This window comes from Deltaproteobacteria bacterium (genome assembly GCA_011375175.1).
GTDB lineage: Bacteria > Desulfobacterota > GWC2-55-46 > GWC2-55-46 > DRME01 > DRME01.
Map to the genome: position 1 here is coordinate 1 of DRME01000106.1, position 3,246 is coordinate 3,246.

Annotated in this window: 4 protein-coding genes; all 4 read left to right on the forward strand. The window is 65.2% G+C overall.

Features of this window, described 5'->3' with window-relative positions; genetic code table 11:
- The first annotated feature begins 203 nt into the window (after window positions 1-203).
- Complete coding sequence (locus ENJ37_08885) at window positions 204-974, forward strand: NADH:ubiquinone oxidoreductase (GenBank protein HHL40609.1); 771 nt, start codon at window positions 204-206, stop codon at window positions 972-974.
- Window positions 818-2,299: a Ni/Fe hydrogenase subunit alpha gene (locus ENJ37_08890; GenBank protein HHL40610.1), complete on the forward strand. Its 1,482-nt coding sequence runs from the start codon at window positions 818-820 to the stop codon at window positions 2,297-2,299. Before ENJ37_08885 ends, ENJ37_08890 begins: the two co-directional genes overlap by 157 nt.
- Window positions 2,300-2,302: 3 nt before the next feature.
- A complete protein-coding gene (locus ENJ37_08895) occupies window positions 2,303-2,692 on the forward strand; it encodes a response regulator transcription factor (protein HHL40611.1) in 390 nt (129 codons plus the stop codon).
- Between the two features lie 49 nt (window positions 2,693-2,741).
- Window positions 2,742-3,246 (forward strand): hypothetical protein (locus ENJ37_08900; GenBank protein HHL40612.1); only part of this gene is annotated, 505 nt, incomplete at its 3' end.

Consider the following 3,246-nt stretch of genomic DNA (forward strand, 5'->3'; position numbering starts at 1 on the left):
GAAAGTTTCCCCCAGACCCCCTTCAAAGACTTTTAATTCCCTGCGGTTCCTCCCGATTTTGCAAGCAAAATCGGGAGGAACCGCAGGGCGTTAAAAGTTTTTGGAGGGAGTCTGAGGGAACCTTTTTACAAAAAGGTTCCCTCAGGATAATGTAAGAGGCTCACCGACCGGCGTTTCCCGCAGTCGAGACCGGAGACGAGACCATGGCGGGCAGAGGAAGAAAGAGAGCGAAGGCGGCCTTCTTCTCCTTCACATCTTGCGAGGGCTGCCAGCTCATGGTCCTCAGTTGCGAGCGCGAGCTGCCTGAGCTCGTCGACATGGTGGATATCGTCGATTTCCGCGAGGCCAAGAGCTCAAGGAGCGACGACTACGACATAGCCTTTGTCGAGGGGAGCATCACCAGGGCCCGCGAGGCGGAAAGACTCGAGGAGATACGGCGCAACGCCGAGGTCGTCGTGGCCCTCGGCGCCTGCTCTTCCACGGGCGGGCTCAACCTTCTCAAGAACCGCTTCTCCATGGACGAGGTGCGCCGCATGGTCTACGGCGACAAGGCGCACCTCTTCGACACCATGGAGGCCCGTCCCATAGAGGACTTCATCGACGTGGACGTGAGGCTCCACGGCTGCCCCATATCGAAGAAAGAATTCCTCGGGGCGGTGAAGGACCTGCTGCTCGGCAAGGTCCCGGCGCAGACAGGCCACCCGGTCTGCGCGGAGTGCAAGAAGGCGGGCAACGTCTGCGTCTTCGAACTCGGGCGGAGCTGCATGGGACCGGTAACGCGGGCCGGCTGCGACGCCGTCTGCGTAAGTTACGGCACATGGTGCTGGGGCTGCCGCGGTCCCGTCGACGACGCCAACGGCAGCGCCCACATGGAGACGCTCGCACGCCACGGCCTGACGGTCGAAGAGGCCCTCAGGCTCTTCGACCTCTACGGCCGTCCCGAATCGCGGGACGTGAAAGACGGGGAAAGATGAGCGGGGGAAGGGACCTCTCCATAAGGATCGAAGAGATAACGAGGGTCGAGGGACACGGCGACATCGTCATGGACCTCGAAAGCGGCGAGATAACGACCCTCGAGCTGCGCATAGTGGAGTCGCCGCGCTTCTTCGAGGCCATGCTGCGGGGCCGCGGCTACATGGAGGCCCAGCACATCATGTCGCGCATATGCGGCATCTGCGCCGTGAGCCACAGTCTCGCCTCCCTCAAGGCCGTCGAGGCGGCGCTGGGCATGGAGATATCCGAACAGGCCCGGCTGCTCAGAAGGCTCGCCCACTGCGGCGAGATGCTCCAGAGCCACCTGCTCCACCTCTGCTTCCTCGTGCTCCCCGACCTCGAGGGCGAGGACTCCGTGATTCCGCTCATAGAGCGCGAGCCCGGCCTCATGAAGAAGGCGCTGCGGCTCAAGGCCCTGGCGAACTCCATCTGCGAGGTCGTGGCGGGCCGCCACATACATCCCATAAGCCTCCAGCCCGGCGGCGTCACCCACGTGCCGTCGGCCCGGGAGCTTGAGAGGCTCGGCACGGAGCTTTCCGGCTCCATAGGAGAACTCGAAGAGCTCGCCGGCTTCTTCCTCGGCCGCTGCGCGCCGGAGTTCACCAGGCCCCGCGAGCACATAAGCCTCAAAAGTCCCGGCGGCTACGGCTTCTACGACGGCGAGCCCTTCTCGGACAGGGCCGGCCCCCTCGGCGTCGGGACCTACACAAAACACGTAAAGGAGTACGTCGTCCCCTACTCCACCGCCCTCCAGGCCGCAACCGCAGGGGGCGACTACATGGTGGGGGCCCTGTCGAGGGTCGCAAACGGCTTCGACTCGCTCAGCGCCGCCGCGCGCAAGGCCGCCTCCGAGGCGCGCCTTGCGCCGACGGTGCAGGGCGCGCCTTCGGCGTGGAACAACCCCTTCGCCAACAACCTGGCCCAGCTCGTCGAGTGCTTCCACTTCACCGACGAGGCCGTGGCCATCATAGAGGGGTTACTCGCAAGGGGGCTCGAAGACGAGGAGCTTGCGCGCCCCACGCGATGGGGAACGGGCGTCGGCGTCGTCGAGGCCCCGCGGGGGCTCCTCTACCACGAGTACGCCGTGGCCGACGGCGGCACGGTGGAGTCGGCGCGGTGCATCATACCGACGGCCCAGAACCTGCGCTCCATGGAGGAGGACCTGAGGGCCTTCGCGCCGACCATCGCCGGGGAGAGCGAGGCCCGCATAAGACTCGCCGTCGAGGCCCTCGTAAGGGCCTACGACCCCTGCATCTCCTGCGCAACCCATCTCATAAACGTCGAGTTCACCGGACAGGGAGCGTGAGCCATGGCGAGAATACTCATAATAGACGACGACGCCGACCTCGTGGAGGCGCTCAAGATCGTCCTCGAATCGAGGGGACACGTCGTGGAGAGCGCGCCGGAAGGCGACGCGGGCTACGAGCTCGCCCGCTCTCTCCGTCCCGACCTCGTGATCCTCGACGTCATGATGCGCACCAAGGACCAGGGCTTCCAGGTGAGCTACAGGCTCAAGAACAACCCCGAGCTCTCCTCCATACCGATCCTCATGCTCACCTCCGTGGGCGCCGAGACCGGCTTCAGCTTCGGTCCCGACGACGAAGACTACATGGCGGCCGACGACTTCGCCGAGAAACCGATAAAGCCCGAGGAACTCCTTGAGAGGGTGGAGCGCCTTCTCGGCGGAAGACCGGCATAAAATCTCCCCCGGCGCAACGGACCGGAGCTTCCCTGGAGGAAAAAAAGATGTGAACGTTCCGAAGGGGCTCAGAGAGGTCGAGCTCATCGAGCGGCTCGGCTGGTTCATAAAGGTCCGGTGGCTCGCCGTATGCTTCATCGTTGCGGCCGCCGCTGCGGCGCGGCTCGTCCTCGCCGTCGACTTCCCCCTCGCCGCGGTGCTGGCCGTGACGGCCGTCATAGCCCTCTACAACCTCGGTTTCGCGCTCTACAAGGGACGCATCCAGCGCACCACGGTCGTGGCCGTGGACCTGCCGCGCCGGGCCGCCCGCTTCACGGCGCTCCAGGCGGCGGCCGACCTCATAGCCCTGCTCCTCGTCATCCACTTCACGGGCGGGGCGTCCAACCCCTTCCTCTTCTACTTCATCTTCCACACCGTCATAACGGCCATACTCCTGCCGCGCAGGGCGAGTTTCGTCCAGTCGGCGCTGGTCTGCGCGGCCGTGGCGGCGCTGCTCACGGCCGAGTACGCGGGCGCTGCGCCCCACCACCCCTTCGGCGACCTCTTTCCCCGCC

Coding starts and splice junctions, on each gene's coding strand:
- ENJ37_08885 (HHL40609.1), top strand. CDS start 204: ATGGCGGGCAGAGGAAGAAAGAGAGCGAAGGCGGCCTTCTTCTCCTTC.
- ENJ37_08890 (HHL40610.1), top strand. CDS start 818: ATGGTGCTGGGGCTGCCGCGGTCCCGTCGACGACGCCAACGGCAGCGC.
- ENJ37_08895 (HHL40611.1), top strand. CDS start 2,303: ATGGCGAGAATACTCATAATAGACGACGACGCCGACCTCGTGGAGGCG.